A 25,385-nucleotide genomic window follows, 5' to 3' on the forward strand; every position below is an offset into this window, starting at 1 on the left:
CCAGGGCGAAGCGCTCGAAGCCCAGCAGCCGCAGCGCGAACGGCGGCAGCAGGTCGATGCCCGCCTGACGCATCAGCGCGCCGGCCGGCCGCATCGCGGGGCGCGGCGTGGGCGCGTCCATCAGCACGCGCACGACTTCGCTCGTGCGCTCGCTCGCAACCAGTTCGGGCTGCATCGATTCGAGATAGGCGGCGATTTCCGCGCGCGACGTGGGCACCTCGGTCGCGCCCAGCAACTGCGCGATGCGCGCGACTTCGGCGTAGTACTGATCCTGCTGCGCGCCCGGCAGCGCGGGATTCACATAGCGCAGATACGCCGCGAGAAAACTCGACACCTCGGCCACATGCACCCACGTGAGCAGCGCGGGGTCGCTGGCGCGATACGGGCGTCCGTCGGGCGCGAAACCGGTCACGCTTTCGTGGATGGTTTTGACGCGTGCGATCAGCGCGAGCGCGTCGGCGCGGCTGCCGTAGGTTGTGCCCGCGATGAAGGTCGCGGTGCGGCGCAGGCGGCCGAGGATATCGGTGCGAAAGGTGGAGTGGTCCCACACGCCCGCGAGCGCGAGCGGATGAAGCGCCTGCAACAGCAGCGCGCTGATGCCGCCCGCCATCATGCCCGCGAAGTCGGCGTGCACTTTCCAGCAGATGGCGTCGGGGCCGAACAGGCCGGGATCGCCCGGCGGATTCGAATAATCGAGCTTCGGACCGCTGCCCGTGGTGAGATGCGTGACGCTCTCGGCGAGCGCCATGCGCAGGCGATGCGAGAGCTGGCCGACGAAGCCGCTCGGCTCGGGAGCGTCGTGGCGGCGGCCGGCGTGCTCGGACATCGTGGACTCGCTCGCGGGACGGCGCGCCTTACGACGCGTCCGGCTCCCAGTCGGTTCCGCGCGCGTCGCGGGCGTCGTCGGGCACCGTCAGGCCGAAGTGGCGATAGGTGAGCTGCGTAGCCACGCGTCCGCGCGGCGTGCGTTGCAGGAAGCCCTGCTGGATCAGATACGGCTCCAGCACGTCCTCGATCGTGTCGCGCTCTTCGCCGATCGCGGCGGCGAGGTTGTCCACGCCCACCGGGCCGCCATCGAACTTGTAGAGAATCGCTTCGAGCAGCTTGCGGTCCATCAGGTCGAAGCCGACGGGATCGACGTCGAGCATGCGCAGCGCGGCGTCGGCGACCTGCGCGGTGATCGAGCCGTCGGCCTTCACTTCGGCGTAGTCGCGCACGCGGCGCAGCAGACGGTTGGCGATACGCGGCGTGCCGCGCGAGCGGCGCGCGATTTCGAGCGCGCCGTCGGGATGAATCTGCGCGCCGAGCAGCGCGGCCGAGCGCTGCACGATGCGCGAGAGTTCGCCCGCGTTGTAGAACTCAAGCCGCGAGACGATGCCGAAGCGGTCGCGCAGCGGGTTCGTGAGCATGCCCGCGCGCGTGGTCGCGCCGACGAGCGTGAACGGCTGGAGATCGAGCTTCACGCTGCGCGCGGCCGGACCTTCGCCGATCATGATGTCGATCTGATAGTCCTCGAGCGCCGGATACAGGATTTCCTCGACGACCGGCGAGAGCCGGTGGATTTCGTCGATGAACAGCACGTCGTGCGCTTCGAGATTGGTGAGCAGCGCGGCGAGGTCGCCCGCGCGTTCGAGCACCGGCCCCGACGTTTGTCGCAGATTGACCCCCATTTCGCGCGCGATGATGTGCGCGAGCGTGGTCTTGCCGAGCCCCGGCGGCCCGAACAGCAGCACGTGGTCGAGCGGCTCGGAGCGGCGCTTGGCGGCTTCGATGAAGATTTCGAGCTGGCCCCGCACCTTTTCCTGGCCGACGTATTCCTCGAGCTGACGCGGGCGCAGCGCGCGCTCGAACGCCTCTTCGCCGGTCGAGGCGGGCGAGGCGGAAATCACGCGCTCGGGCGCGGCGCTGGCGCGGTTGGCGGCGAGTTTGTCGGTTTCGATCATGCAGCGATTGTACCGCGCGACCTGGGCGCGGGCAGGGCGCTTTCAGGCCGCGCGACGCGTTGTTCCGCTTCGCAACTAACAGCCGACGTTGGGCCTCAATGCAGCGCTTCACGCAGCGTGCGACGCCCTGCGTCGCACGCGAGCGCGGCGGACGCTCAACCCTTCGACAGCGCCTTGAGCGCGAGCTTGATGCCTTCGGACACGCCCGTGCCGGCCGGCACGTTCTTGATGGCCGCGACGCCTTCCTTTTCGGAATAGCCGAGCGCGAGCAGCGCGTTGAGGATGTCGCTGGCGTGATCCGACGGCGACGCCGCAGCGGCCATCGCGCCCAGGTCGGCGCCGAGCTTGCCCTTGAGTTCGAGCAGCAGACGCTCGGCCGTTTTCTTGCCGATGCCGGGCACGCGCGTGAGGCGCGCGGAGTCCTGCATGGAGATCGCTTGCGCGAGGTCGTTCACGCTCATGCCCGAGAGCACCGCGAGCGCCATGCGCGCGCCGATGCCGCTGATCTTGAGCAACTCACGAAACGTGGCGCGTTCTTCGATCGTGCCGAAGCCGTAGAGCAGATGGGCGTCTTCGCGCACGATCATCTGCGTGAGCAGCACGACTTTTTCGCCATTGCTGGGCAGGTTGTAGAACGTGCTCATCGGCACGTCGACTTCGTAGCCGACGCCGTTGCAGTCGATGAGCAGGTGCGGCGGGTTCTTTTCCAGCAGTACGCCGGCAATGCGACCGATCATGGCGGATTCAGTGATGAGGGAAAGCGCAGAGTGTAGCGGAGCGCGGCGTGCGCGCGTCCAACGTTAGCCGTCCGGCCAGGATTTTGCGGAGCGATCAGCCGGTCAGCCAATCAACCAATCAGTCGCCCGCGCCGCACGCGCACGCCCTTTTTCGCGAGCGCGGGCGCAATGCCGCCGAGCGTCGCGAGCGTGTCGCCGCCGTGGGCGTGGCAGATCGCCATGCCGAGCGCGTCGGCGGCGTCGGTGCCCGGCGTGCCGGCGAGGTTCAGCAGGCGCACGACCATCTGCTGCATCTGCTCCTTGGTCGCGCGGCCGTAGCCGACCACGGCCTGCTTGAGCTGCAGCGCGGTGTATTCGGCCACCGGCACGCCGCCCGAAACCAGCCCGCAGATGGCCGCGCCGCGCGCCTGGCCGAGCAGCAGCGTCGACTGCGGATTGACGTTGACGAAGACCTTTTCGATCGCGGCCTGATCGGGCGCGTGCTGGCGGATCAGCGTCGATACGCCTTCGAAGATCGTGCCCAGGCGCGTCGGCAGATCGGCATCGGCGGTGCGGATGACGCCGCTCGCGACGTAGGAAAGCGTGTGGCCGTGACGTTCGATCACGCCGAAGCCCGTGACGCGCAAGCCGGGGTCGATGCCGAGAATTCTCATGAAATGCGGGAAAAACGAGTGTGTTTCGGATGGTACAACGAATGCCGGCGATGCCGCGAGCCATGCGGGGCGCGGGGCGGCCACATGCACGTGCGGCGCGCCGCAAAGAAAAAGCCCGCTGGACGCGTGGTCCAGCGGGCTTTCGCCTGTTAAAGCGCGCCGATCAGCTGCGGATCAGCGATGAATCAATGACGGAAGTGGCGGATGCCCGTCATGACCATGGCGATGTTGTGCTCGTCGGCGGCGGCGATCACTTCGTCGTCGCGCATCGAGCCGCCCGGCTGGATCACGCAGGTCGCGCCCGCGTTGACCACCACGTCGAGGCCGTCACGGAACGGGAAGAACGCGTCCGACGCCACAGCCGAACCCACGAGCTTCAGGCCCGCGTTTTCCGCCTTGATGCTGGCGATGCGCGCCGAGTCCACGCGGCTCATCTGGCCCGCGCCCACGCCCATCGTCATGCCGTTCGCGCAGAACACGATGGCGTTCGACTTCACGAACTTCGCGACGCGCCAGGCGAACAGCAGATCGTCCATTTCCTTCGGCGTCGGGTGACGCTTCGTCACGACACGCAGTTCGTGCGGCCGCACGTTCTTCGAGTCGAGCGATTGCACCAGCAGGCCGCCGCCCACGCGCTTCAGATCGAACGCGTTATGGCCTTCGCCCAGCGCGATTTCGAGCAGACGCACGTTCTGCTTCGCCGCGAACACGGCCTTGGCCGCGTCCGAGAACGACGGCGCGATCAGCACTTCGACGAACTGCTTCGACACGGCTTGCGCCGCGGCTTCGTCCACTTCGCGATTGAAGGCGATGATGCCGCCGAACGCCGAGGTCGGATCGGTCTGGAACGCCTTCGAATACGATTCGAGTGCGTCCGTGCCGACGGCAACGCCGCACGGGTTCGCATGCTTGACGATCACGCAGGCCGGCACGTCGAAGGTCTTGACGCATTCCCACGCCGCGTCGGAGTCGGCGATGTTGTTGTACGACAGTTCCTTGCCCTGGAGCTGCTTGTAGTTCGCGAGCGCGCCGGCGGGCGAGGCCAGATCGCGGTAGAACGCGGCGCTCTGGTGCGGGTTCTCGCCGTAGCGCAGATCCTGGACCTTGTCGAACGCGAGGTTCAGCGTGGCCGGGTAGGCGTTGCGCGACTTGTGCTCCAGCGCTTCGGTCAGGCTCGTCAGGTAGTTCGTGATCGCGCCGTCGTACTGCGCCGTGTGCGCGAACACCTTGGTCGCGAGGCGGAAGTTCGTGGCGTAGCCGACGTTGTTGCCGTTCGCGCGCATCTCTTCGAGCACCGTCGCGTAGTCGGTCGGGTCGACCACCACCGTGACGTCGCGATGATTCTTCGCCGCCGAGCGCAGCATGGTCGGGCCGCCGATGTCGATGTTCTCGATCGCGTCTTCCAGCGAGCACTCTTCCTTCGAGATCGTCTGGACGAACGGGTAGAGGTTCACGACCAGCAGGTCGATCGTCGGGATGTCGTGCTTTTCGAGCGCGGCCATGTGTTCCGGCAGGTCGCGGCGCGCGAGGATGCCGCCGTGAACCTTCGGATGCAGCGTCTTCACGCGCCCATCGAGCATTTCCGGAAAGCCGGTGTAGTCGGCGACTTCGGTCACGGGCAGGCCCGCGTCCGCGAGCAGTTTCGCGGTGCCGCCGGTCGAAAGGATCTTGACGCCGAGGTCCGACAGCGATTTCGCGAAGTCGACGATGCCTGACTTGTCGGAAACGGAGATGAGCGCTTGCTTGATCATGATGGGGGAGAGTTGCCGGGAGATCGAGGGGTGAGCGCCGGAAGCGGCAGGCGGGCGACGGCCGTTACAGCAGGCCGTGCTGCTGGAGCTTCTTGCGCAGCGTATTGCGGTTGATGCCGAGGTACTCGGCGGCCAGCGACTGGTTGCCGCCGGCCTGCTCGAGCACCACCTCGAGCATCGGTTTTTCGACGCACGCCATCACCATTTCATAGACGTCGTGCGGATTGGAGCCGTCGAGGTCCTGGAAATACATGCCCAGACTCTCGCGGACGGATTGTTCGATGTTGTGCTTGCTCATGCTGCCAGTCGATCGGTTGGTTCGCGCCCGCCGTTTTGCTCGCCTTCCGCGCCGCTTTCTTCGTCGACATAGACGAGACGGTCGGATACGGCCTTCTGCTCGTCGAAGAACTGGTTGACGGCGGCGAGCTGTTCGCGCGTGGTGTCCAGCGTATTCATGCGGTGCCGGAAGGTATTGGCGCCGCAAAGGCCGCGAGTGTACCAGCCGATATGCTTGCGCGCAGTACGCACGCCCGTAAACTCGCCATAAAACGCGTAGTGGTCCTCCAGATGCTCATTCATGATGGTCTGGATTTCGTCCACGCGCGGCGACGGCAGCAGCTCGCCGGTGATGAGGAAATGCTCGATTTCGCGGAACAGCCACGGACGCCCCTGCGCCGCGCGGCCGATCATGATCGCGTCGGCGCCGGTCACGGCCAGCACGTGTTGCGCCTTCTGCGGCGTGCGGATGTCACCGTTGGCGACGACCGGAATGCGCGCAGCGGCCTTCACGGCGGCAATCGTTTCGTACTCCGCGGCGCCGTGATAGAGATCGGCGCGCGTGCGGCCGTGCACGGTGAGCATGGCGATGCCGCTTTCCTCGGCGATACGCGCGATGGTCAGCGCGTTGCGGTTGTCGCGGTCCCAGCCGGTGCGGATCTTGAGCGTGACGGGCACGGCGTCCGGCCCCACGCCCACGGCGTCCACGACGGCCTTGACGATGCGCGCGACGAGCGGCTCGTTTTGCAGCAGCGCGGAACCGGCGGCCACGTTACAGACCTTTTTTGCCGGGCAGCCCATGTTGATGTCGATGATCTGCGCGCCGTTTGCGACGTTATACCGCGCCGCTTCGGCCATCATCTGCGGGTCGGCGCCCGCGATCTGCACGGAAATCGGTTCGACCTCGCCCGCGTGGTTGGCGCGGCGCATGGTCTTTTCGCTTTTCCAGAGCTGCGCGTTCGACGCGACCATTTCCGACACGGCGTAGCCCGCGCCGAGACGCTTGCACAACTGGCGGAACGGCCGGTCGGTGACGCCCGCCATCGGGGCGACGAACAGGTTGTTACGCAGGCTGTGACGGCCGATGGTAAGGCCGAGGGGGGACCCGGATGTGGACATGACGCGCGAAAAATGCAGCGGCGCGCCCGGTTGGCTCCGACAGAGGTCGAAGCAGGCGGCGCGGCGGCTCAAAAGGGGAAACGTCTATTTTAGCGTTAACAAGATGCGGGGGCTCGGGTCGCGGACCCTGGTGTGGCGGGGGCGGAGGGAGTGGAGGCAGTGAACTCAGGCGATTCGTCTGAATTCATAACGATCGAACCCTGAAAGTTACGTGTAGGGCGGGCGCGCCATCGCGCACTTCACGCCAGCAAATTCCCCTGCCTGGGCAAAAGCCAGTCTTCGAAGTGCAGGCCTTCGACACGCGCGAACTCACGGACGTTGTGCGTGATGAGCGTCAATTGGCGAGCACGCGCTTGCCCGGCGATGAGCGCGTCGTAGGGGCCGATCGGCGTGCCCATTGCGGCCAGTCGCGCACGAACGTCGCCAGCGTGCTGCGCGTCTTCCGCATCGAACGATACCACCTCGAATTGCAGCGCCGCGACACGCGCGAGGTTGAGATCGGCGCGTTGGCTTTTGTACGCGCCGTAATATAACTCGTGCGCGACGATCGACGGCAATCCGAAGTCCGTGGGCAAATGCTCACGCAGCCGCGACAGCAACGGCTCGTCGCCTTTCATCATTGCGATGACGGCGTTCGTGTCCAGCAGGAATCTCATTCGAAGAAGTCCAGTCCGGGCCGCTCCTGTTCGAGCGGCGGGGTCGTGGCGGCTTCTTCGAAGTCAGCGTCGATTGGGCCGATCAGCGGCGTGAGCCACGCCCAGTCATGCGGCACGGGTTCGAGGATCACGGCTGCACCATGACGGCGTATACGCACTTCGGCTGTCTCAAAGCGGAAGTCCTTGGGCAGTCGCACTGCTTGCGAGCCGCCGTGTTTGAAGATTTTGGCGATGTCCATGCGACCCTCTGCATTGTATCTACATATCGTAGATATGATATCGCAAACGGAGTCTGCATGCAGACTCCGAATTATTGCCAATCAACGGAAAACCCCGCCTGCCTCAACTCCGCTGCCCGAACATCATCTGCCGCGCGAGCGCCGCCTTCAGGGGCGGCACGAATTCGAGCGCGGTCAGCGCGAGGCCGCGCAGCGTCGCGAGCGGCGGGAAATCGATGGTGAACAGACGCGCGAGCGTGTCGGTGGCGCCGATCGTCAGGCGGCGGTCGAGGGCACGGCGGCCCGCGAAATCGGCGAGCGCGAGCGGCGTGGCGCCGTGTTGCGCGAGCGCGTCGGCGAGCGCGTGGGCGTCGCGCAGACCGAGATTGAGACCTTGTCCCGCGACCGGATGCAGGGTTTGCGCCGCGTTGCCGACCGCCGCGATGCGGCTTTGCCCCGACACCAGCGTGTCGAGCGCCGTGAGGCCGAGCGGGAACGATGCGCGTCCGTGGATCTGCGTGAAGCGGCCCATGCGCGCGCCGAACGCCGCGCCGAGTTCGGCGAGGAAATCGGTGTCGGAGAGGGCGGCGCGGCGTTCGGCTTCGTCCGGCGCGCCGCACCAGACGAGCGCGTAATCGGCGCTGCGCACGCCGCCCATCGGCAACAGCGCGATCGGGCCTTCTTGGGTGAAGCGTTCCCACGCCACGTGCGGCTGCGGCGCCGAGACCGTCACTACACCGACGAGCGCCGTCTGGCCGTAATCGCGCGTGCGCTTTTGCGCCGGCGATTCGGGCGCGGAGTCGGCTTCGTCGCGCGCTTCCTCAGAAGCTTCCTGCTTCTTTTTCCGTTCCGATTGCGCGCGATACAGCCCGCCTTCCGCGTTCACGAGAATGCGCGCGCGCAGCGAGCGCACGACGCCCGCGCTTTCCACGGGCAGCGTCACGCCGTCGTGATCGACGGTCGGTTCGTGCGCCTGCGTGTGATGCAGCCAGTGCACGCGCGAGCCGGGCAGCGCCGTCTTGAGCGCGTGCGCGAGCGACTGCACGATCGCGCCGTAACGCACGACGTAACCGAGCGCGGGCAAGTCGTAATCGTGACGGTCGATCAGCGTGCGGCCGAAGTGACCGCGCTGCGAGACGTGGATGCGCTCGATGGACGTCGCGTCCTGCGGCCACGCGAGCGCCTGCAGCAGCGTGCGGCTGCCTTGCGAAACGGCAATCGCACGCGGGTCGCCCGCGCTGTCGTCGGGTTCGCGCGCGTCGATCAGCGCGACCGACAGTTGCGTCGTCGCGCTGCGTCCGGCCAGCCAGCCCGCGAGCGCGAGCCCCACCGGCCCCGCGCCGACGATCAGCACGTCGTAGTCGTAGGGCGCGCGTTCGGCGTGCGTTTGAGGGGCGGTCGCTGCGTTCATAGTGGTTCTGTCGGTTCTCGTCGTGCTCACGCGCCGCGGCGCGCGTCCTGCATCAGGGCTTCGATCTCGTCGGCATCGACGGGCACGCCGCGCGTGATCAGCTCGCAGCCGGTTTCGGTGACGATCGCGTCGTCCTCGATCCGGATGCCGATGTCCCAGTAGCGCTCGGGCACGTCTTCGGCCGCGCGCACGTAAAGGCCCGGCTCGATCGTCAGCGTCATGCCCGCGCGCAGCGTGCGCCACGGCGGCGGGGCGTCGGCTTGCGTGCCCGGCGTGCCGCGCTCGCGATAATCGCCGACGTCGTGCACATCCATGCCGAGCCAGTGTCCCGTGCGATGCATGTAGAAGCGCGCGTAGGCGCGTTCGGCGATCACGTCGTCGACCGAGGCGAAGCGGGTTTTGTCGATGATGCCGGTGTCCAGCAGCCCTTGCGCGAGCACGCGCACGGCGGCGTCGTGCGGCGCCTCGAAGTTCACGCCCGCGCGCGTGGCGTCGATGGCGGCCTGCTGCGCGGCCAGCACGATGTCGTACAGCTCGCGCTGCGCGCTCGTGAAGCGTCCGCTCGCGGGAAACGTGCGCGTGATGTCGGCGGCATAGCCGTTCAGCTCGCACGCGGCGTCGATCAGGATCAGGTCGCCGTCGCGCGCCACGGCGTTGCCCGCCGGATAGTGCAGCACGCAGGCGTTCGCGCCCGCAGCGACGATCGAGCCGTAGGCGGGCGATTGCGCGCCGTGCTTGCGGAACGTGTAGAGCAGTTCGGCTTCGATCTCGTACTCGTGCATGCCGGGGCGGCAGGTCTGCATCGCGCGCACATGCGCGAGCGCGGAAATGTCTCCGGCGCGGCGCATGGTGTCGAGTTCGTGCGCGTCCTTGATCAGACGCATGTCGTCGAGCAGCGGAATCAGGTCGTACGCGGCGGCGGGCGCGATCGTGCCGCCGCGCGCCTGCGCCCGCACGGCGTCGATCCAGCGCTTCACCTGGGCGTCGAAGCGCTCCGACGCCGCGAGCGCGTAATGCAGCGCGGGGCGGTTCGCGATCAGACGCGGGATCTGCGTGTCGAGGTCGTCGAAAGGCAGCGCGGCGTCGAAGCCGAACGCCTCGCGCGCGCCGTCGGGCCCGAAGCGGAAGCCTTCCCACGTTTCGCGCTCGACGTTCTTCGCGCGGCAAAAGAGGATCGACGACGGCTGGTTCTCGCCCGCGTTCGCGTCGAGCACGAGCAGCGCCTCCGGCTCCGTGAAGCCGGTCAGGTAGTAGAAATAGCTGTCGTGCCGGTAGGGATAATCGGCGTCGCGGTTGCGCAGCACTTCGGGCGCGGTCGGCACCAGCGCCACGCCGCCGCCCTGGGCGCGTAGCGCGGCGAGTACGCGTTCGCGGCGCGCGCGGTAAAGCTCTGCGCCGCCGTCGGGGCCGCGCGGCGCATCGGCAGCGGCGCGCGAAGCGGCCGAGGCGCTTTCCGTGAGGGTCGTGTCCATCGTGCGATTGTAGCGTGCGATCGCAGCGTCTGATTGTCTGGTCCGACGGGTGGCTCGATGCTGCGGCGCGGGGCGTCCGGACTGTCATCTTCCTGACGCATCTGTCGGCAAAATCCTGCGTGCTCGAAGTCAACCCGTCAGAATTTGGCGAATCCAACGTATACTTCGGCCGGATTACAGAAAAGGCAGGTGCGATGAAACTTATCGGTTCGCTCGGCAGCCCGTATGTCCGCAAGGCGCGGATCATGCTCGCTGAAAAGAAAATCGACTACAAGCTGGTGCTCGAGAACGTGTGGGGCGAGGAAACCGCCATCCACGATTTCAACCCGCTGGGCAAGGTGCCGTGTCTCGTGATGGAGGACGGCGAGGCGGTGTTCGATTCGCGCGTGATCTGCGAATACGTGGACATGCGCTCGCCGGTCGGCAAGCTGATTCCGCAGAACGGGCGTGAGCGCGTCGAAGTGCGGTGCTGGGAAGCGCTCGCCGACGGCATGCTCGACGCCGCCGTCCTGATTCGCTCGGAATACACGCAGCGCACGCCCGAACAGCGCAGCGAAGCGTGGATCGAGCGTCAGCAGCGCAAGATTCAGGAAGGTCTGAAGGCGATGGCCAAGGGCCTCGACGCCAACGCGTGGTGCGCGGGCAACCGCTACACGCTCGCGGATATCGCCGTGGGCTGCGCGCTCGGCTATCTCGACTTCCGCCAGCCGGAACTCGACTGGCGCGAGCCGCATCCGAATCTCGCGAAGCACTTCGAGAAGCTGATGCAGCGAGCGTCGTTCGCGGACACCGTGCCGCAAGGCTGAGGTCCGCCGCCCGCGAAGCTCGATCTCGCGGACATAAAAAAAGCGCGCAGATTCGCTCTGCGCGCTTTTTTTTTCGCCATGCGCGCTACGTCAATAACGTTGCGCACGCATCGATCAGCGCATCGATCGTCGTCACATCAGACGATCTTTTCCACTTCCGGCGCGAACGAATCGCTGCGCGCGACCGGCCACCACTTCTCGTACAGCTGATAGCGATAGCGGCCTTCGAGCAGATCGCCGGGCTTCAGGTACTTGAGCAGTTCCGACATCAGCTTGACTTCATACGACGACACGCGCCGCACGATGTGATGCGCGCGCAGATCGGCGGGGCTGTCGAGACCCGCGGCCTGGATCAGCTCCTGCAGCGCGTGCAGCGTATTGCGATGGAAGTTATAGACGCGCTCGCCCTTGTCGGGCACGTTGAGCGCGCGCTGGCGCACCGGGTCCTGCGTGGCGACGCCGGTCGGGCAGCGGTCCGAATGGCACTTCTGCGCCTGGATGCAGCCCACCGCGAACATGAAGCCGCGCGCCGAGTTGACCCAGTCCGCGCCGATCGCGAGCGTGCGCGCGATGTCGAACGCCGTGATGATCTTGCCGCTCGCGCCGATCTTGATCTTGTCGCGCAGGCCGATGCCGACGAGCGTGTTGTGCACCAGCAGCAGCCCTTCCTGGAGCGGCGTGCCGATGTGATCGGTGAACTCGATCGGCGCCGCGCCCGTGCCGCCTTCCGCGCCGTCCACGACGATGAAGTCGGGCAGGATGCCGGTTTCGAGCATGGCCTTGGCGATGCCGAAGAATTCCCACGGATGGCCGATGCAGAGCTTGAAGCCGGTCGGCTTGCCGCCCGAAAGCTTGCGCAGGCGATCGACGAATTCGAGCAGACCGCGCGGCGTGGAGAACTCCGAATGACGCGACGGCGACACGCAGTCCTGACCCATCGGAATGCCGCGCGTTTCGGCGATTTCCGGCGTGACCTTCGCGGCGAGCAGCATGCCGCCGTGGCCCGGCTTCGCACCTTGTGAAAGCTTCACCTCGATCATCTTCACTTGCGGCTCGTGCGCGAGGCGCTGGAATTTGTCGGCGCTGAAGGTGCCGTCGTCGTTGCGGCAGCCGAAGTAGCCCGAGGCGATTTCCCAGATGATGTCGCCGCCGTTTTCGCGGTGATACTTCGAGAGCGAGCCTTCGCCCGTGTCGTGCGCGAAGCCGCCTTTTTTCGCGCCGAGGTTGAGCGCGCGGATCGCGTTCGCGGAGAGCGCGCCGAAGCTCATCGCCGAGACGTTGAAGAGCGACATCGAATACGGCTGTTCACGCGTCGCGCCGACCAGCACGCGGAAGTCGCTGCTGTCGAGCTTCGTCGGCGCGAGCGAGTGGCTGATCCACTCGTGGCCGACGGCCTTCACGTCGAGTTCGGTGCCGTACGGTCGGCTGTCGACGACGTTCTTCGAGCGCTGATAAACCACGCTGCGCTGCACGAGCGAGAACGGCTTTTCGTCGGTGTCGTCTTCGACGAAATACTGGCGGATTTCGGGCCGCACGAATTCGAACAGGAAGCGCAGATGGCCCCAGAGCGGGTAATTGCGCAGGATCGCGTGGCGTTGCTGGGTCATGTCCCAGAGGCCGAGCGCGACGATCAGCGCGGGCACTACGGCACACAGCCACGACAGGTGATGGAGCGCCGCTGCGATCACGCAGGCTGCGAGCAGCAGCACCGCGCACCACATGGCGAGGTAACGTCGGGAAAACATTCGGGGACTCCTCGATCTCTTGTGTCGTCGCGCCAGCCGGTCAGGCGGCGCGCGTTCGCCGCGCCCGGGTAACGGCGGCGGCGTGCCCGAATGATGCCGCAAGTTCGTGAAACTAGCCGGGAGGCGGGCAAATTTGCCGCATTGACAAATGCGCGTGGAAAGCTGCGCGAAAGATTCGCGCGGCCGGGCGCAAGCGAGGAGGAGGGCGCGCGACGCAGGGTGCGCCGCGCGTGTCGAGCCTGAGCTTGAGTTCGAGCGTGAGTTCGAGCTTGAGTCTGCTCAGGCCTGGCTGGCCGTCGTGGCGCCGGTCTTCGCACCGGCGGCAAATTGTGCCGGTTTCTTGCGCGGCGAGCGCTTCTTCTTCGGCGCGACCGGCGGCAGCACGGCGGGCACGTGCGGTTCGAGCGTCGTGACCGCTTCGATGATGCCGCCGCCGAGGCACACCTCACCGTCATAGAGCACGGCGGACTGGCCGGGCGTCACGGCCCATTGCGCGTCCGGGAAATGCAGCGAGAACTGGCCTTCGCCGAACTCACCCGCATTCGCGAACGAGCAGGGCGCGTCGGCCTGGCGATAGCGCGTCTTCGCGCCGCACGCGTGGCCGTCGGCCGGCGGTTCGCCCGCGACCCAGCTCACGTTGCCCGCGCGCAGATCGTGCGCGAGCAGCCACGGGTGATCGTGGCCCTGCACGACATAAAGCGTGTTCGACGCGATGTCCTTGCCCGCGACGAACCACGGATCGCCGCTGCCGTCCTTGCTGCCGCCGAGGCCAATGCCCTTGCGCTGCCCGAACGTGTAGAACGCGAGGCCGATATGCTCGCCGACCGTCTTGCCGTCGGGCGTCATCATCGGGCCCGGCTTGGTCGGCAGATAGCGGTTCAGGAAATCGCGGAACGGCCGCTCGCCGATAAAGCAGATGCCGGTCGAATCCTTCTTCTTCGCGTTCGGCAGGCCGATCTGTTCGGCGATCTCGCGCACCTTCGTCTTGGGAATCTCGCCGAGCGGGAACATCGTCTTCGAGAGCTGCGCCTGGTTCAGACGATGCAGGAAGTACGACTGATCCTTGGTGTGATCGAGCGCCTTGAGCAGCTCGAAGCGGCCGTTGCTTTCGTTCTGGCGCACGCGCGCGTAATGGCCGGTCGCGATGGTTTCCGCGCCCAGCGTCATCGCGTGGTCGAGGAAGGCCTTGAACTTGATCTCGGCGTTGCAGAGCACGTCGGGGTTCGGCGTGCGGCCCGCGGAATACTCGCGCAGGAACTCCGCGAACACGCGGTCCTTGTACTCGGCGGCGAAGTTTACCGCTTCGACGTCGATGCCGATCAGGTCGGCGACCGACACCACGTCGATCCAGTCCTGACGCGTCGAGCAATACTCGCCGTCGTCGTCGTCTTCCCAGTTCTTCATGAAGAGACCGACGACGTCGTAACCCTGCTCCTTGAGCAGCCATGCGGTCACCGACGAATCCACGCCGCCCGACATGCCTACCACCACTCTACGTTTGCTCATCTTCTGCTGCCTTGTTGCGCCGGATCGCGGCGCTTAGCCTTTGGGTGCCACTTTGGGTTCCACTGTGCCTGCCGTGCCGCCCGCCTTCGGCCCGACCGCGTGCGTCTGCACGAAATCGAGCGGCGCGCGCTTGCCCGCGAGGTAATCGTCGACGCATTGCATCACGAGCGGCGTGCGATGGCGCGCGCTCGCGGCGCGCAGCTCGTCGACGCTCATCCACAACGTGCGGACGATGTCCGGATCGAGCGCGCGATCTTCCGGCTCGGCCGCGACGCTGCCGCAGTACGTGAAGCGCAGATAGGTCGTGCCGGACTCGCCCGGCTTGCCGAAGTGCGTCATGTACATGCCGACGAGCGCCTCGGGCGCGAATGCGTAGGCGGTTTCCTCGAGCGTTTCGCGCACGACGGCTTCGTGCAGCGTCTCGCCGGCCTCCAGATGGCCGGCGGGCTGGTTCAGGCGCAGGCCGTTCGCCGTGTGTTCCTCGACGAGCAGAAAACGCCCGTCGCGCTCGACGACGGCGGCCACGGTGACGTGGGGTGCCCAGGTTTCATCGTTCATGGGCCGCTATTTTACCGGGACGCGCCAAACGCTGCCCGGGGCCGGATCGTCGGCGCGACGCGTGGACGCCGATGCCTGGGATGCCTTGTCAACCGTCCGGTCGGACGACATGCCGCGTTGTGGGCGGCGCGAAAAAAGGGGATAAATCCCGCTTCAAAGGCCGAGCCCCTTTCGGTTAAAGTGGTGCGTCGTTTGCCGTTGCCTTGCCCGTTTGAGAATGTCGAGAACGTTGCAATAAGAGCCGGCGCACCTCGTCGGCCTTACTCCGCTCGATTCGAGCCAGATCAGAAAGAGAAGCAGGCCGAGGAGGAAACAACGATGCATATCGGAGTGCCCGCAGAAACCCGGGCGAACGAAAGCCGTGTGGCCGCGACGCCCGAGACCGTCAAGAAATACGTCGCGCAGGGTCATACGGTCACCATTCAGGCAGGCGCCGGTGTCGGCGCGAGCTTTCCAGACGAAACCTATACGGCCGTCGGCGCGCAGATCGCCGACGCGGCTGCGGCATTCGGCGCCGATCTCGTGCTCAAGGTCCAGTCGCCGAGCGTCAGCGAACTGGCCTTCATGAAGCGCGGCGCGGTGCTGGCCGGCATGCTCGATCCCTTTAATGCGGACAATGCGCAACGGCTCGCCGATGCGGGCCTGACCGCGTTCGCGCTCGAAGCCGCGCCGCGCACCACGCGCGCGCAAAGCCTCGACGTGCTCTCGTCGCAGGCCAATATCGCCGGCTACAAGGCGGTGCTGGTGGCGTCGAACCTGTATCCGCGCTTCATGCCCATGCTGATGACCGCCGCCGGCACCGTGAAGGCCGCGCGCGTGCTGATCCTCGGCGCGGGCGTGGCGGGCCTGCAGGCGATCGCCACGGCGCGGCGGCTGGGCGCGGTGATCGAGGCGTCGGACGTGCGTCCGGCGGTGAAAGAGCAGATTGAATCGCTCGGCGCGAAATTCCTCGACGTGCCCTACGAAACCGACGAGGAGCGCGAGGCCGCGCAAGGCGTGGGCGGCTACGCGCGGCCCATGCCGCCGTCGTGGCTCGCGCGTCAGGCGGCGCTGGTGCACGAGCGCGCGCGCCAGGCCGACATCGTCATCTCGACCGCGCTGATTCCGGGCCGCGACGCGCCCACGCTGCTGCCGTCGGAAACCGTGCAGGCGATGAAGCCGGGTTCGGTCGTGATCGACCTCGCGGCCGGACGCGGACCGATCGCCGACGCGGCCGCGGGGCGGCGCGGCGGCAATTGCCCGCTGACCGTCGCGGACCAGGTGGTGACGGCGCACGGCGTGCAGATCTGCGGCTACACGAATCTCGCGTCGATGGTGGCCGCCGACGCCTCGGCGCTCTACGCGCGCAATCTGCTCGACTTCCTCAAGCTGATCGTCACGAAGGAAGGCACGCTCAACATCGACCTCGCGGACGACATCGTCGCGGCCACGCTGCTGGCTCGCGACGGCGCCGTCACGCGCAAGGCATGACGAGGAGACCGAGATGGAACTCATCAACCATACCGTCATCAATCTGATCATCTTCGTGCTGGCCGTGTACGTGGGCTATCACGTCGTCTGGAACGTCACGCCCGCGCTGCACACGCCGCTCATGGCCGTGACCAATGCGATCTCCGCGATCGTGATCGTGGGCGCGATGCTTGCCACCGGCCTGACCGTGGGCTTCGCGGGCAAGTTCTTCGGCACGCTGGCCGTGCTGCTCGCGGCCGTGAACGTGTTCGGCGGCTTTTTAGTCACGCGGCGCATGCTGGAGATGTTCCGCAAGAAAGAGCCGAAGAAGCTCCCGGCGGCCGGCAAGGAGGGCGCGTGATGAGCATGAACGTCGTTACGCTGCTTTATCTGGTGGCGTCGGTTTGCTTCATTCAGGCGCTCAAGGGGTTGTCGAATCCGCGCAGCGCGCGCGCCGGCAATCTGTTCGGCATGGTCGGCATGGCCATCGCGATCCTCACGACGATTGCGCTGATCGTCAAGGAATCCGCGCAATTCGGCTCGAATCTCGGCCTCGGCCTCGGGCTGCTGTTCGCGGCGCTGATCGTCGGCGGCGGGCTCGGGGCGTTCGTGGCCGCGCGCGTCGAAATGACGAAGATGCCCGAACTCGTCGCGGCCATGCATTCGCTGATCGGTCTCGCGGCGGTGTGCATCGCGTATGCGGTGGTGTCGGAGCCGGCGGCCTTCGGACTCGTCGCGGAAGACGCGCCGTATCCGGGCTTCCTTCCATACGGCAACCGCATTGAACTGTTTATCGGCACCTTCGTGGGCGCGATCACGTTCAGCGGCTCGGTGATCGCCTTCGGCAAGCTCTCGGGCAAGTACAAGTTCCGGCTGTTTCAGGGCGCGCCCGTGGTGTATCCGGGCCAGCATCTGATCAACCTGATGCTCGCGCTCGGCATGATCGGCTTCGGCATTCTGTTCTTCATCACGCAGTCGTGGCTGCCGTTCATCATCATGACGCTGATCGCGTTCGCGCTGGGCGTGCTCATCATCATTCCGATCGGTGGCGCGGACATGCCTGTGGTGGTCTCGATGCTCAACTCGTACTCGGGCTGGGCGGCGGCGGGCATCGGCTTCTCGCTGAACAACGCGATGCTGATCATCGCCGGTTCGCTGGTGGGTTCGTCGGGCGCGATCCTCTCGTACATCATGTGCCACGCGATGAACCGCTCGTTCTTCAACGTGCTGCTCGGCGGCTTCGGCGCGGAAGCGGGCGCGGCGGCGGTGGGCGGCGCGCAGGAACAGCGTCCGGTGAAGTCGGGTTCCGCCGACGACGCCGCGTTCATGCTCGGCAACGCCGAAAGCGTGGTGATCGTGCCGGGTTACGGCCTCGCCGTGGCGCGCGCGCAGCATGCGCTCAAGGAACTCACCGACAAGCTCGTCGAAAAAGGCGTGGACGTGCGTTACGCGATTCACCCGGTCGCGGGCCGCATGCCGGGTCATATGAACGTGCTGCTCGCGGAAGCCGAAGTGCCCTACGACATGGTGTTCGAGATGGAGGACATCAACAACGAGTTCGGCCAGACCGATGTGGTGCTGGTGCTCGGCGCGAACGACGTGGTGAATCCGGCCGCGAAGAACGATCCGAAGTCGCCGATCGCGGGCATGCCGATCATCGAGGCGTACAAGGCGCGCACGATCATCGTCAACAAGCGGTCGATGGCCGCGGGTTACGCGGGGCTCGACAACGAACTCTTCTACATGGATAAAACCATGATGGTGTTCGGCGACGCGAAAAAGGTGATCGAGGATATGGTGAAGGCAGTGGAGTAAGCACTGGGTTCATCATGGACTTGCAGGGAAAAAGCGCGCAGCGATGCGCGCTTTTTTATTCGCGCGGTGTTTCGTGCACATTCGTCGTGCAAGAGAAAAGGCTCAGCGCGACGGCGCGTTTACATGCCGCAGATAATCGGCGAGCCGTCGTCCACTCACATCGGGAAACGGTTCGAGCACTTCCACGCTTTCCATCCGCGCGATGTTGAAGTTGCGAAAGCCCTCGCGCATTTCGCACCACGCGCCGACGGTCCACTGCGCGCCCCAATAGACGAGCCCGAGCGGCCAGACGCGCCGCAGCGTCTGCGCGCCGATGCGGTCGCAATACGCGAAGCGCACGACGAGCCGCGAATCGACGGCGCGGTGCAGCGCATCCACTTTGTCCGAATACGCGCGATCGACGTGATACGACGGCGCGAACACGGCGATGCGTTCGAGCACCGCGCGTTTCTCGGCGGGCATGGCGGCGGCGATCTTCGCGAGCGCGCCGCGCGCGCCGGTGCCGAGCGCCGCGCCGCCCCACGACTCGGCCATGCGCGCGCCAACGGCGAGCGCGGTGAGTTCGTCGGCGGTGAAGGTCAGCGGCGGCAGGCTGGCGGTGCGTGCGAGCCGGTATCCGATGCCCGCTTCGCCCTCGATCGGCACGCCCGACAGTTGCAGGTCGCGCACGTCGCGATAGACGGTGCGCGGCGAGACTTCGAGCCATTCGGCAAGCTGCTGCGCTGTGGTGAGACGGCGTCCGCGCAGCAGTTCGGCGATGCGGAAAAGACGGTCGGCGCGGCGGGTCATGGCGGTCGGGCGCGGAAGACTCGATGGGCGGGAACGGCGCGGTCTGCGGCCTGGGCGGCGGCGCGGGGCGTCTGCATAAATTGCGTCGTGCAGATTGCGTCGTGCAGATGATAGCGCCGCGCGCGCACCGCGCCTTGCCGCGTGCCGTCGCTAATACGTCGCTGACACGCCCGCCGATACGCCGCCGATACGCCGCCGATACGCCGCCGATACGCCGCCGATACGCCGCCGCCGCGCCGCGTTCAGCCCAGCTTGGCCGCGTGCAGCCCGACGCGATTGCCTTCCGTATCGATGAAAAACCCGATGTAGCCGTAATTGTTCGGCAGTTCCAGCGCCGGGCCTTCCTTGCGGCCGCCCGCCTTCTCGACGCGATCGAGCACGGCCGTCACCGAGGGCTGCGCATTCAGATACACGAGCACGCCCTTGGTGTCGGGGCGGGCGTCGCGCGGATTGAACACGATGCAGCCGCCGGTTTCGTTGTCGGTATGCGCGAACAGGGCCATCGGCACGCCGCCCATGACTTCGCGCTGCAAGGACGTATCGAAGGCGGTTTCGTAGAACCGGGCGGCGCGCTCCAGATCGTGCGCGGGGATTTCGAACCAGGAGATGACGCGGGTGGCTTCAATGGTCGACATGATGCGCTCCTCGAATGAGCAGGTTGGACGACATGTATGAAAACTGGCAGCAGATGACGGCAAGTGGTGCGCGCCGCGTTTGCGGTGGTGTGTGCCGTGTTTCGCCGAGCTTTGTGGTGTTGGGACGGCGTGGAGAGGAGTGTGCGGCCCACCTGCTGACAGCGTCCTGTCAGTAGGCTGCGGTCATCGCTTCATCGTCGCGCGACGCGTTTTCGAGTTTTTCTGAGAGAGGCGCGGACGCGACTCTGCTGTAATCGTTTCCATCGCCTCTTTCATTCGCGGCCGCTTGCCGCCGCGCTCACCGCATCGCTCATGTCTCCAAACGTATCCATCATCACGCCCACGGCGAACCGCGCCGCGTTTCTGCCCGCCATCGCGCGCTGCGTGGCGCGCCAGCAAGCCGACTGGGAGTGGCTCGTGCTCGACGACAGCCACGAGCCGAGCGCGTTCATGCGCGATCTCGCGCAGCGCGACGCGCGCGTGCGCTATCTCTGGTCGAGCGAGCCGATGACGATCGGCGCCAAGCGCAACCGGCTCGTGAGCGAAGCGCGCGGCGACCTGATCGCCCATTTCGATGACGACGACCACTACGCCTCGCACTATCTCGCGGACATGACCGCGTTGCTGCGCCAGAACGACGCCGCGCTGATCAAGCTCTCGACGTTCTGGATGTACGCGCCGCACACGCGCTTTCTGGGCTACATGGATCTGAACGCGCGCGTCGGGCTGCACTATGTGCTGAAGGGGCAGGAGGTGAGCACGGTGACGTTCCACGAGAAGATGCAGATCGGCGCCGATTTCATCCTCTTCTACGGTTTCGCCTACGTGTATCGCAAGTCGCTGTTCGAGATCGCGCGCTTCGACGACGTGAATCTCGGCGAGGACGAAAGCTTTATCCGACGTGTGGTGAGTGCGGGCAAGAACGTGCTCGCCGCCGAGGATGCGCGCGGGAGTTGCCTGCATCTGATCCATCCGGCGTCGACGTCGCGCTGTTTTTCGCGCCACAGCTTGCCGGACTTCCTGCTGCCGAAGCTTTTTCCGGAGTACGAAGGGTATCCGCTGCCGGTCGATGCTGGCGGAGCGAAAGTGGGGCCGTCGCGCGTGTGAGCGCGAGCTGTGCGGAGTGAGTCGTGGATACCGGCGCGGCGGGGAGCCGCGCCGGTCGAGGCGCAGTTTAGTCGCGCGATTTAGTCGCGCGATTCCGTGGGCTGGCTGCCCGCGTCGGCGTTACCCGCCGCCGGACGCTGACGCACGCTGCCCGCGATCAGGTCGAAGCGGAACAGACGGCATTCGAGCGCGCCGTTGAACAGCGGCGTCTTGGCCGATTCGCGCAGGCGCAACTGGCCCGGTAGCTTGCGGTCCGAGGTGAGGATGAACGCGCGCCAGCCCGTGAAGCGCTGCTTGAGCGCGTCGCCGAGCGCCTGGAAGAACTCGGCGTCGGGCGCGTCGGTGTGGGCGCGGCGGAAGGCGTCCGGTGCATCGTAGTCGTCTTCGTTACGCGGATTGCGCTCGCGCAGTTCGCCGCGCGCGTTGCGCCCGCGCACCTCGATACGCTCGCCGTACGGCGGATTCGCGACCAGAATGCCTTCGCCCTCGGCGGGCGGCGTCATGTTGCGGGCGTCGAGCTGCTTGAGCGGCACCTTGCCGAGCCCGGCGCGCGCAAAGTTGGCGCGCGCCTTGTCGAGCATCACGTCCGAAATGTCGCTGCCAAAGATCCGCAGATCCTGCGCGCGGCTCAGCGCCGTATTGCGCGCCGTGTTGGCCTCGCTCTTCAGATGACGCCACGCGGCCGAATCGGCCTGCTTGAGACGTTCGAAGCCGAAGCTGCGCTCCAGACCCGGCGCGATATCGAGCCCGACTTGCCACGCTTCCGCGAGGAAGGTGCCGGAGCCGCACATCGGATCGTAGAGCGGCTGCTCGGGCGTCCAGCCCGTGAGGCGCAGGATGCCGGCCGCGAGATTCTCGCGCAGCGGCGCCGCGCCCTTGTCGAGACGCCAGCCGCGCTTGAACAGCGGCTCGCCGGACGTGTCGAGATAGAGCGTGCACTCGGTGGCGGTCAGGAAGGCGAAGATGCGCACATCGGGATAGGCGGTATCGACGCTCGGACGCGAACCGGCCTTGTCGCGCATGCGGTCGCAGATCGCGTCCTTCACGCGCAGCGTGGCGAATTCGAGGCTGCGCAGCGGCGACTTGATCGCGGTGATGTCGATGCGGATCGTCTCGTTCGGCGAGAACCACTTTTCCCACTGTTGCTCGCGGGCGAGCGCGTAGATGTCCTGCTCGCCGCGATACGGACGCTGGGCGATCTTGAGGAGCACGCGGCTCGCGATGCGCGAATGCAGGTTCGCGGCCATGCCGCCGGCCCAGTTGCCGCGGAAATGTACGCCGCCGGGCACTTCGGCACCGACCTGGAGCGCGCCGGGCGGCAGGCGCCGTTGCGCGGTTTCCGCGAGTTCGGCGGCGAGTGCGGCTTCGAGGCCACGCGGGCAGGGGGCGAAGAAATCGAAAGACATGAGAAAAGAGAGGTGACGCTGCGGGGGAAGGCGCTATTGTACGCGGGTTGTGGGGGCGGGCCGGAGCGCGTGTCCGCCAGGGCCCCGGAAGTCGGGCGCTCGCGGCTCGCACAGGCACGCGAAGCCCCGCGTCAGGCGGCCCTCAGCGCGCCGCCGCGACGGCTTGTGCGGCCGCGCGCGCGAGCGGCTTGATGCGCGGACGGGGCTGCTGGCGCGCTTGCCAGAGATCCCACTGCGTCTGCAGCCCGAGCCAGTGTTCCGGCGTGGTGCCGAGCCACGCCGACAGCCGCAGCGCGAGGTTCGCCGTCATGCCCGCCTTGCCGTTCAGCAGGTTCGACAGCGTGACGCGATTGATGTGCAGCTCGTGCGCGGCCTGGGTCACGGTGATCTCCGGCGGAATCCATTCGCGCAGGACTTCGCCGGGATGCGGCGGATTGTGCATTCTGCTCATGCGTGTGCCCTCAGTGGTAGTCCTCAGTGGTAGTCCTGATAGTCGACGAGGACGGCGTCGGCGCCTTCGAACAGGAAAGTGAGGCGCCAGTTGCCGTTGACCCACACCGCCCAGTGCCCGGCGAGACTGCCTTGCAGCGCGTGCAGGCGCCAGGGCGGCGCGTTCATGTCCTGCGGCCCGCGCGCCTGATCGAGCGCGCCGAGCAGCAGGCGCAGACGCGGCGCGTGATGCGCCTGGATGCCCGCCTTGCTGCCTTCCAGAAAAAACGATGCAAGACCTTTGTGCCGAAAGGTTCGAATCATGAGGACTGTAGCCCAGGTGACTACACGCGGCAACGGCTTCAGGTGGCGTGCCGCGACGTAGATCAAACGTGAGGAACGCCTCGCAGACGGACGAATGCGTGTACACAAAGTGCAAACAGCGTGCGAGGCGGATGCGTCCCTCAGCGTCGCGCCAGCGCGGCGAGGACGCGATGGCTAGCGTCAACCTGGGCGGTGACGTTGGCCGAACGGCAGATCAAAACGCGCGTTTCACTCGTTGTCTTCACGCAACTGGCCGCGGCGCATCGGCCACACCAGGTCGGCGGGATGCCGCGACACGCGCCGCCAGAACGCGCGCATGAGCGGGCGCACGTCCTTGCGCGCGAGGTCGCGCGAGCGCAGCGCCATCTGCAACGCGAGCGCGAAGCTCACCGTCACGTTGAGCACCGCCATGCTCGCAACGCCCGCCACGGCCCACCACAGCTCGCCGCTTTTGAGCGTCGCCGGGCCGAGCACGCCCATCGCCACGCCGATCGAACCGGCCGACAGCGTGACGTGGCGCACCTCGAAGTGAAACGCGACCGCCGAGACGATCGCCGGCACGAGGCCGAGCATCATGCCGAGCACGACGTTGCCCCACACGCCCGCCGCGTTCAGGCGGCAAAAACGCGCGAGTCGCGCCGCGCCCGAGGTGCCGAGCGTCATGCGCAGACGGCGGTTCCACGCGAGCGCGTCCTCGACGCGATGGAGCACGAACCAGTTGTCGGCCCAACCGGCGAACAGGCTCGACGCCCACAGCAGCACGCCCGTGAGCGCGGCGTAGAACGGCGTCGGGCCGATCAGCGAGAAGGATTGCAGCGTCGCGTGCGCCTTGGCGGGCGAGATCAGATCGGCGTGAAACAGCCAGCCGCACACGAGCTGGATCGCGAGGCAGGCCGGAAACACGAGCAGTACGTTGCCGAGCACGGCCGCCGCCTGGGTGCGGATCAGCGCGACCACCGACGCGACGAAGCGCACGCGTCCCGGCGCCTCGTTCGCGCCGTCGAGTTCGCGCGCGAGCGTGGGCGCGGTCATCGCGGGCTGCTTGGTCGCGAGCGAGAAGTGGCAGAAGTGCATCACGAGGAAGCTCAGCGCGTAGTTGATGCCCGCGAACAGCCCTTCGATCATCGACGGCAGATGCGCGCCCGTGATGCCGAATTTCACGTACACCGTCACCGCCGTGACGAGGCCGCCGCCCGCCGCCATGCGCAACATCGTCAGATATTCGGCGCGGTCGCGTGCGATGTAGTGCTCGCCGGTGTCGGCGGACAGCTCGACGACCTTGCGCGAGAGCAGCGCGAAATTGCTGCGCACGAGGTGCGAGACGCTCTGGCTCGCCTGGTTCGCGCGGACGAGATCGGCGGCGAGGCGCGCCTGCGTGCGGGCGTCGTCGCTGGACATCCAGGCGTCGAGCAGATGCTCGGCGCGCACGATGCGCATGCGCATGCGTTCGACCTGGAACACGGTGTCGACGCGCACGCCGTGGCGGTAGAGATGGGCGAAGACGTCGTCGGTGGCTTTGCGGCATTCGTCGAGCAGCAGGCGCAGCCACGTCACTTCCTGGCGCAGCCGCGCGGCGTCGCCCGAGTCGCGCGCGTTTTCGACGGCGAGCATCGCGCGCGTGAGGCGGAAGAACGGCAGCTTTTCGACGGCGACGTGCGATTCGTCGCGCGACAGTCGGCTGCGCACGGTCGGCGAGAGGCCCGTCGAGCTGATCTGGCAACTGAGGTTGTGCAGCGCGGTCAGCAGGTCGAGCGTGAATTCGGTGCCTTGCGGGGCGCGGCTGGCGCGGATGTCGTCGGGCGACGCGGATTCGGTTTGCGCGAGCGCTTGCGGCTCGGCGATCAGGGCGCGCAGGCGTGCGAGCACATCGGGCGGCAGCGTCGCGATCCACTCGGGATCGTGCGTGGCGGGGAACATCAGCGTGACGAGCGCGGCGAGATCGCGGCGGTTCGGCGCGGGCGGAATCAGTTGCGCCTGAACCCGGCCGACCAGCGCGCCGAACAGGCCCGAGTGCACCGGCATGCCGGCGTCGCACAGCAGCGAGATGCTGTCGCTTTCGCGCAGCAGCTTGCGCACGATGGCGCCGACGTTCGCCTTCCAGCCCGGATTGCGGTCGAGCACGTGCAGCAGGTAGCGCAGGCGCGCGTGTTCGGGCGGCGGCGGGGCGTCGGCTTCGGCTTCGGCTTCGGACTCGGCGGCGTTGGCCGTGTCGGCGAGCGTGTCAGGCGCGGGCGGCGCCACCCGGCTGGCGCCGTCGAGCTTGCCGCGCCGGTGGATCCAGTGGGCGAGTTCGATCAGCCAGTCGCTGCGTTCGGCGTAGGGCGCGTCGGCGTCGGCGGTGGCGAGCAGGGCGTCGAGCTGCTGGCCGGCGCTGCGCGAGGCGCGCCATTTTTTCCAGAGCGTGGGGACGGAGCGAAACATAGGCAAACGACCAAAGCGATAAGGCAACGCGACATTATCGCGGGCGGCGGGCGTTTGACCGTTTGAGATGGGCCGGCGCGGCATGAGCGCGGCGGCGTTCGGCGGTCGGCGGGATGAGGGATGTGGGCGGGAGCGCGCGCCGCGTTCCGTCGAGGAAGC

Annotated in this window: 25 protein-coding genes; 5 read left to right on the top strand and 20 right to left on the bottom strand. The window is 66.9% G+C overall.

From position 1 onward, the window contains the following. From G3N97_RS21410 to G3N97_RS21460, 11 genes are all read right to left on the bottom strand, one after another. Positions 1-748: oxygenase MpaB family protein (locus G3N97_RS21410; RefSeq protein WP_241030738.1), on the bottom strand; the 748-nt coding region annotated here is incomplete at its 3' end. 106 nt (positions 749-854) lie between these two features. Beyond that, entirely contained in the window at positions 855-1,943 is a 1,089-nt protein-coding gene (ruvB, locus tag G3N97_RS21415; RefSeq protein WP_110325441.1) for a Holliday junction branch migration DNA helicase RuvB, read from the bottom strand. Between the two features lie 155 nt (positions 1,944-2,098). After that, positions 2,099-2,680 (bottom strand): Holliday junction branch migration protein RuvA, encoded by a 582-nt coding sequence (ruvA, locus tag G3N97_RS21420; RefSeq protein WP_205994998.1) that lies wholly within the window; start codon positions 2,678-2,680, stop codon positions 2,099-2,101. 110 nt (positions 2,681-2,790) lie between these two features. Continuing rightward, the gene (ruvC, locus tag G3N97_RS21425) at positions 2,791-3,333 is read right to left on the bottom strand and encodes a crossover junction endodeoxyribonuclease RuvC (RefSeq protein WP_065065120.1); all 543 of its coding nucleotides are present in this window, start codon (positions 3,331-3,333) and stop codon (positions 2,791-2,793) included. Positions 3,334-3,518: 185 nt separating this feature from the next. Beyond that, the gene (purH, locus tag G3N97_RS21430; protein ID WP_205994999.1) at positions 3,519-5,084 is read right to left on the bottom strand and encodes a bifunctional phosphoribosylaminoimidazolecarboxamide formyltransferase/IMP cyclohydrolase; all 1,566 of its coding nucleotides are present in this window, start codon (positions 5,082-5,084) and stop codon (positions 3,519-3,521) included. Between the two features lie 64 nt (positions 5,085-5,148). Further along, complete coding sequence (locus G3N97_RS21435) at positions 5,149-5,382, bottom strand: Fis family transcriptional regulator (protein WP_065065118.1); 234 nt, start codon at positions 5,380-5,382, stop codon at positions 5,149-5,151. Next, the gene (gene dusB / locus G3N97_RS21440; RefSeq protein WP_205995000.1) at positions 5,379-6,479 is read right to left on the bottom strand and encodes a tRNA dihydrouridine synthase DusB; all 1,101 of its coding nucleotides are present in this window, start codon (positions 6,477-6,479) and stop codon (positions 5,379-5,381) included. The genes G3N97_RS21435 and dusB overlap by 4 nt, the downstream gene beginning before the upstream one ends. A gap of 239 nt (positions 6,480-6,718) precedes the next feature. Further along, positions 6,719-7,135: a type II toxin-antitoxin system VapC family toxin gene (locus G3N97_RS21445; protein WP_205995001.1), complete on the bottom strand. Its 417-nt coding sequence runs from the start codon at positions 7,133-7,135 to the stop codon at positions 6,719-6,721. After that, entirely contained in the window at positions 7,132-7,374 is a 243-nt protein-coding gene (gene vapB / locus G3N97_RS21450) for a type II toxin-antitoxin system VapB family antitoxin (protein ID WP_205995002.1), read from the bottom strand. Before vapB ends, G3N97_RS21445 begins: the two co-directional genes overlap by 4 nt. 103 nt (positions 7,375-7,477) lie before the next feature. Beyond that, entirely contained in the window at positions 7,478-8,764 is a 1,287-nt protein-coding gene (locus G3N97_RS21455; protein ID WP_205995003.1) for a UbiH/UbiF/VisC/COQ6 family ubiquinone biosynthesis hydroxylase, read from the bottom strand. 26 nt (positions 8,765-8,790) lie between these two features. Further along, complete coding sequence (locus G3N97_RS21460; protein WP_205995004.1) at positions 8,791-10,236, bottom strand: aminopeptidase P N-terminal domain-containing protein; 1,446 nt, start codon at positions 10,234-10,236, stop codon at positions 8,791-8,793. Between the two features lie 194 nt (positions 10,237-10,430). Between G3N97_RS21460 and G3N97_RS21465 the strand changes: the two genes are divergently transcribed. Beyond that, positions 10,431-11,042: a glutathione S-transferase gene (locus tag G3N97_RS21465; protein ID WP_205995005.1), complete on the top strand. Its 612-nt coding sequence runs from the start codon at positions 10,431-10,433 to the stop codon at positions 11,040-11,042. A gap of 137 nt (positions 11,043-11,179) precedes the next feature. Here G3N97_RS21465 and G3N97_RS21470 read toward each other — a convergent pair whose 3' ends face one another. From G3N97_RS21470 to G3N97_RS21480, 3 genes are all read right to left on the bottom strand, one after another. Beyond that, entirely contained in the window at positions 11,180-12,787 is a 1,608-nt protein-coding gene (locus tag G3N97_RS21470) for an FMN-binding glutamate synthase family protein (RefSeq protein WP_205995006.1), read from the bottom strand. A gap of 279 nt (positions 12,788-13,066) precedes the next feature. Beyond that, the gene (gene mnmA / locus G3N97_RS21475; RefSeq protein ID WP_205995007.1) at positions 13,067-14,293 is read right to left on the bottom strand and encodes a tRNA 2-thiouridine(34) synthase MnmA; all 1,227 of its coding nucleotides are present in this window, start codon (positions 14,291-14,293) and stop codon (positions 13,067-13,069) included. 33 nt (positions 14,294-14,326) lie between these two features. After that, positions 14,327-14,851, bottom strand: coding sequence for an NUDIX hydrolase (locus G3N97_RS21480; protein ID WP_205995008.1), 525 nt, complete (start codon positions 14,849-14,851; stop codon positions 14,327-14,329). Between the two features lie 318 nt (positions 14,852-15,169). Here G3N97_RS21480 and G3N97_RS21485 point away from each other — a divergent pair, with 318 nt between their 5' ends. The 3 genes from G3N97_RS21485 to G3N97_RS21495 are packed head-to-tail and all read left to right on the top strand — an operon-like array spanning position 15,170 to position 18,115. Beyond that, the gene (locus tag G3N97_RS21485) at positions 15,170-16,321 is read left to right on the top strand and encodes a Re/Si-specific NAD(P)(+) transhydrogenase subunit alpha (protein WP_205995009.1); all 1,152 of its coding nucleotides are present in this window, start codon (positions 15,170-15,172) and stop codon (positions 16,319-16,321) included. Positions 16,322-16,334: 13 nt separating this feature from the next. After that, positions 16,335-16,661, top strand: a complete 327-nt coding sequence (locus G3N97_RS21490) for an NAD(P) transhydrogenase subunit alpha (RefSeq protein ID WP_065065111.1) — start codon at positions 16,335-16,337, stop codon at positions 16,659-16,661. Continuing rightward, positions 16,661-18,115, top strand: coding sequence for an NAD(P)(+) transhydrogenase (Re/Si-specific) subunit beta (locus G3N97_RS21495; protein ID WP_205995010.1), 1,455 nt, complete (start codon positions 16,661-16,663; stop codon positions 18,113-18,115). Before G3N97_RS21490 ends, G3N97_RS21495 begins: the two co-directional genes overlap by 1 nt. Before the next feature lie 102 nt (positions 18,116-18,217). Here G3N97_RS21495 and G3N97_RS21500 read toward each other — a convergent pair whose 3' ends face one another. Both G3N97_RS21500 and G3N97_RS21505 read right to left on the bottom strand, forming a co-directional pair. After that, complete coding sequence (locus G3N97_RS21500) at positions 18,218-18,904, bottom strand: YafY family protein (RefSeq protein WP_205995011.1); 687 nt, start codon at positions 18,902-18,904, stop codon at positions 18,218-18,220. A gap of 242 nt (positions 18,905-19,146) precedes the next feature. Then, complete coding sequence (locus G3N97_RS21505; protein WP_205995012.1) at positions 19,147-19,539, bottom strand: VOC family protein; 393 nt, start codon at positions 19,537-19,539, stop codon at positions 19,147-19,149. Between the two features lie 312 nt (positions 19,540-19,851). Here G3N97_RS21505 and G3N97_RS21510 point away from each other — a divergent pair, with 312 nt between their 5' ends. Further along, positions 19,852-20,646, top strand: a complete 795-nt coding sequence (locus tag G3N97_RS21510; protein ID WP_205995013.1) for a glycosyltransferase family 2 protein — start codon at positions 19,852-19,854, stop codon at positions 20,644-20,646. An 80-nt stretch (positions 20,647-20,726) separates the two neighbouring features. On the opposite strand, the gene G3N97_RS21515 is transcribed toward G3N97_RS21510, so the two are convergent. The 4 genes from G3N97_RS21515 to G3N97_RS21530 all read right to left on the bottom strand — a co-directional run bounded on the left by G3N97_RS21515 (position 20,727) and on the right by G3N97_RS21530 (position 25,226). Next, positions 20,727-22,052 carry a class I SAM-dependent RNA methyltransferase gene (locus tag G3N97_RS21515; protein ID WP_205995014.1) on the bottom strand — a complete coding sequence of 442 codons (1,326 nt, stop codon included), beginning with the start codon at positions 22,050-22,052 and terminating at the stop codon, positions 20,727-20,729. Positions 22,053-22,194: 142 nt separating this feature from the next. After that, entirely contained in the window at positions 22,195-22,503 is a 309-nt protein-coding gene (locus tag G3N97_RS21520; protein ID WP_205995015.1) for a HigA family addiction module antitoxin, read from the bottom strand. Between the two features lie 23 nt (positions 22,504-22,526). After that, a complete protein-coding gene (locus G3N97_RS21525; RefSeq protein WP_205995016.1) occupies positions 22,527-22,805 on the bottom strand; it encodes a type II toxin-antitoxin system RelE/ParE family toxin in 279 nt (92 codons plus the stop codon). Between the two features lie 228 nt (positions 22,806-23,033). Further along, positions 23,034-25,226, bottom strand: coding sequence for a site-specific recombinase (locus tag G3N97_RS21530; protein ID WP_205995017.1), 2,193 nt, complete (start codon positions 25,224-25,226; stop codon positions 23,034-23,036). Positions 25,227-25,385 lie beyond the last annotated feature (159 nt).

Origin of the sequence: Paraburkholderia sp. Ac-20347, assembly GCF_017104805.1 — a bacterium.
Taxonomy (GTDB): Bacteria; Pseudomonadota; Gammaproteobacteria; order Burkholderiales; family Burkholderiaceae; genus Paraburkholderia; species Paraburkholderia tropica.

Bases quoted from the DNA above. Each gene is read 5' to 3' on its own strand.
- ruvA (WP_205994998.1), bottom strand. From the start codon at position 2,680: ATGATCGGTCGCATTGCCGGCGTACTGCTGGAAAAGAACCCGCCGCAC.
- G3N97_RS21520 (WP_205995015.1), bottom strand. From the start codon at position 22,503: ATGAGCAGAATGCACAATCCGCCGCATCCCGGCGAAGTCCTGCGCGAA.
- G3N97_RS21530 (WP_205995017.1), bottom strand. From the start codon at position 25,226: ATGTTTCGCTCCGTCCCCACGCTCTGGAAAAAATGGCGCGCCTCGCGC.
- G3N97_RS21485 (WP_205995009.1), top strand. From the start codon at position 15,170: ATGCATATCGGAGTGCCCGCAGAAACCCGGGCGAACGAAAGCCGTGTG.
- G3N97_RS21455 (WP_205995003.1), bottom strand. From the start codon at position 8,764: ATGAACGCAGCGACCGCCCCTCAAACGCACGCCGAACGCGCGCCCTAC.
- ruvC (WP_065065120.1), bottom strand. From the start codon at position 3,333: ATGAGAATTCTCGGCATCGACCCCGGCTTGCGCGTCACGGGCTTCGGC.
- G3N97_RS21445 (WP_205995001.1), bottom strand. From the start codon at position 7,135: ATGAGATTCCTGCTGGACACGAACGCCGTCATCGCAATGATGAAAGGC.
- G3N97_RS21495 (WP_205995010.1), top strand. From the start codon at position 16,661: ATGAGCATGAACGTCGTTACGCTGCTTTATCTGGTGGCGTCGGTTTGC.
- G3N97_RS21510 (WP_205995013.1), top strand. From the start codon at position 19,852: ATGTCTCCAAACGTATCCATCATCACGCCCACGGCGAACCGCGCCGCG.
- G3N97_RS21480 (WP_205995008.1), bottom strand. From the start codon at position 14,851: ATGAACGATGAAACCTGGGCACCCCACGTCACCGTGGCCGCCGTCGTC.
- G3N97_RS21435 (WP_065065118.1), bottom strand. From the start codon at position 5,382: ATGAGCAAGCACAACATCGAACAATCCGTCCGCGAGAGTCTGGGCATG.
- dusB (WP_205995000.1), bottom strand. From the start codon at position 6,479: ATGTCCACATCCGGGTCCCCCCTCGGCCTTACCATCGGCCGTCACAGC.
- purH (WP_205994999.1), bottom strand. From the start codon at position 5,084: ATGATCAAGCAAGCGCTCATCTCCGTTTCCGACAAGTCAGGCATCGTC.
- G3N97_RS21465 (WP_205995005.1), top strand. From the start codon at position 10,431: ATGAAACTTATCGGTTCGCTCGGCAGCCCGTATGTCCGCAAGGCGCGG.
- G3N97_RS21505 (WP_205995012.1), bottom strand. From the start codon at position 19,539: ATGTCGACCATTGAAGCCACCCGCGTCATCTCCTGGTTCGAAATCCCC.
- vapB (WP_205995002.1), bottom strand. From the start codon at position 7,374: ATGGACATCGCCAAAATCTTCAAACACGGCGGCTCGCAAGCAGTGCGA.
- G3N97_RS21490 (WP_065065111.1), top strand. From the start codon at position 16,335: ATGGAACTCATCAACCATACCGTCATCAATCTGATCATCTTCGTGCTG.
- ruvB (WP_110325441.1), bottom strand. From the start codon at position 1,943: ATGATCGAAACCGACAAACTCGCCGCCAACCGCGCCAGCGCCGCGCCC.
- G3N97_RS21470 (WP_205995006.1), bottom strand. From the start codon at position 12,787: ATGTTTTCCCGACGTTACCTCGCCATGTGGTGCGCGGTGCTGCTGCTC.
- G3N97_RS21500 (WP_205995011.1), bottom strand. From the start codon at position 18,904: ATGACCCGCCGCGCCGACCGTCTTTTCCGCATCGCCGAACTGCTGCGC.
- G3N97_RS21515 (WP_205995014.1), bottom strand. From the start codon at position 22,052: ATGTCTTTCGATTTCTTCGCCCCCTGCCCGCGTGGCCTCGAAGCCGCA.
- G3N97_RS21525 (WP_205995016.1), bottom strand. From the start codon at position 22,805: ATGATTCGAACCTTTCGGCACAAAGGTCTTGCATCGTTTTTTCTGGAA.
- G3N97_RS21460 (WP_205995004.1), bottom strand. From the start codon at position 10,236: ATGGACACGACCCTCACGGAAAGCGCCTCGGCCGCTTCGCGCGCCGCT.
- mnmA (WP_205995007.1), bottom strand. From the start codon at position 14,293: ATGAGCAAACGTAGAGTGGTGGTAGGCATGTCGGGCGGCGTGGATTCG.